This is a genomic window from Staphylococcus equorum (genome assembly GCF_029024965.1).
Classification (GTDB): domain Bacteria; phylum Bacillota; class Bacilli; order Staphylococcales; family Staphylococcaceae; genus Staphylococcus; species Staphylococcus equorum.
Map to the genome: position 1 here is coordinate 1 of NZ_CP118986.1, position 2,361 is coordinate 2,361.

The 2,361-nt window shown below is 29.3% G+C and carries 2 protein-coding genes; one reads left to right on the forward strand and one right to left on the reverse strand.

The window, feature by feature from the left end:
• A complete protein-coding gene (gene lnu(A), locus PYW44_RS13320) occupies positions 1-486 on the reverse strand; it encodes a lincosamide nucleotidyltransferase Lnu(A) (RefSeq protein WP_000700648.1) in 486 nt (161 codons plus the stop codon).
• 265 nt (positions 487-751) lie between these two features.
• Here lnu(A) and PYW44_RS13325 point away from each other — a divergent pair, with 265 nt between their 5' ends.
• Complete coding sequence (locus PYW44_RS13325) at positions 752-1,675, forward strand: protein rep (protein WP_011428876.1); 924 nt, start codon at positions 752-754, stop codon at positions 1,673-1,675.
• The last annotated feature ends 686 nt before the right edge of the window (positions 1,676-2,361 follow it).

The window sequence follows — 2,361 nt, forward strand, 5'->3', positions numbered from 1 at the left end:
TTATGTTATTGATTTTAAATTTTTTATATCAAAATGGTCTTTTTCTGTTAAGTCATAACCAGAATGAAAAAGAAGCTGAGCTTCTTTTGAAATACATGGTATTTTTCGACCTTTATAATTAGTTTCTGAAAACCATTCATTTTGAAAAACGTAATTGCCACCTTCTGGATTTGCTTGAGTAATGGAACCATCATCATTTAAATTTATGGGATGAATATCTAAATATCCATATTTTTTATGTTTAAGTTCCATGCGTGAAGGCATCCAATCAACTTCTATTTTATATCCTATATCTTCTAATTTTTGTATAACTTTTTGAGTGTGTTGGGCGTCAAAATCTATATCTATATCTCTGTGTTCTCTTTGTTGTTTTCCAGTTAATACATCTACACCCCAACCTCCATCTAACCAATAAGTTACTTCCATTTTTTCAAATAAGTCTAAAATATAAAATAAATCCTTTTCTGTTACATTATTAATTTTCATTTTATCCCTCCTAATTTAGGAATTTGAAACGAGTTGAAAACGAGTTTCTTCTTGTCTTGATAATAAGGGTAACTATTACAGAGTAGAATAGTTACCCTTAAAGTGTTGGTATATCTGGGTTGAAACACAAAAAAAGTTGCTTTTTTTAGCATACTCATGTAGTGTTTTAGGTGTCTAGTCTAAAAACATTATGAGAAAGGAGAAAAAGCAACTTTTTTTATTGTCATAGTTTGTGAAAACTAAGTTGTTTTTTAAGTTATATAACATGGATAAGTATACTGAGAAGAAACGAAGAAATCAAGTATTTCAGAAATTTATAAAGCGACATGTGGGGGAAAATCAAATGACATTGGTACGGGAATGTAATACCTTTTTGTCTTTTGTGACAGATAAGTCGTTAGAAAAAAATAAATTATATAAAGCAAATTCATGTAAAAATCGTTTTTGTCCGGTTTGTGCATGGCGTAAAGCGAGAAAAGATGCGTTGGGTTTATCTTTGATGATGCAGTATGTACAAAAAGAACATGAAAAAGAATTTATATTTTTAACTTTAACGACGCCTAATGTGTCTAAAAATAAATTAGAAAATGAGATTAAGCATTATAATCAATCATTTAGACGATTAAGTAATCGAACAAAATTTAAAAAGGTTGTTAAGGGTTATGTAAGAAAATTAGAAATTACATACAACAAAGAGCGGGATGATTATAACCCACATTTTCACGTTTTAATTGCGGTTAACAAATCTTATTTCAAAGATACTAAATCTTATATTAGCCAAAAAGAATGGTTGAATTTATGGCGAGATGTGACGGGAATGCCAGAAATTACACAAGTTCATGTCGAGAAAGTTAAGGCTAATAATGACAAAGAACTTTATGAAATGGCTAAATATTCTGGTAAAGATAGTGATTATTTAAGTAATCAAAAAGTATTCGACGCGTATTATCGTTCTTTAAAAGGTAAGCAGGTATTAGTGTATTCGGGATTATTTAAAGAGGCGAGAAAGTTATTAAAAAATGGCGATTTAGATTATTTAAAAGAGATTGATCCAACTGAATATATCTATCAAATTTTTTATATTTGGAAACAAAAAGAATATTTAGCGAGTGAATTGTATGATTTAACAGAACAAGAAAAAAGAGAATTAAATCATCAAATGATTGATGAAATTGAAGAAGAAACATAAAGTGTTGGTCTTAGACTGACACTTTTTTATTGTTAAATATATGGTCGCCTGCCTCTGTGGGAACTATAAAAAATGTATGCAAATTAATTTGCATGTAGATGGGCAGTATTGAAACTAATACTGATAAGTTACAACGATATTAGGTTGATTTTAAAATTGTTGAACGTGTCCGATTTCTACAAGCTAAGAGTAAATACAGAAAAGGCTACATTTAAGGTACAAAAAGCTTACAAGTGATTTACGATTTAAATGTAGTTAAGTTGTATCGTTTTGGTTAATAAAAATGTAGTGTTATAACATGCTTTTATTTGGCTCATATTTGCGTTTTAAGAGCTTATGTATGTTTTTAGGTATAAAACTATATGATTTACACTTAAAACTTTAAAATACCCCTTTAGAATTAAAATTAAGGGCATTTAAGATTTAACAAAATAAAAAAAGCCACCAATAAAATTTGGTGGCTTTTTTTATTTTTGGAAGTGAACAGTGAAAACAAAACAGAACGTTAATTAAATTATAACACGCTTTTATGCCGAGAAAATTTATTGATCGTTGAGAAGAACCCTTAACTAAACTTGTAGACGAATGTCGGCATAGCGTGAGCTATTAAGCCGACCATTCGACAAGTTTTGGGATTGTTAAGGGTTCCGAGGCTCAACGTCAATAAAGCAATTGGAATAAAGCAA

Bases quoted from the DNA above. Each gene is read 5' to 3' on its own strand.
- PYW44_RS13325 (WP_011428876.1), top strand. From the start codon at position 752: ATGGATAAGTATACTGAGAAGAAACGAAGAAATCAAGTATTTCAGAAA.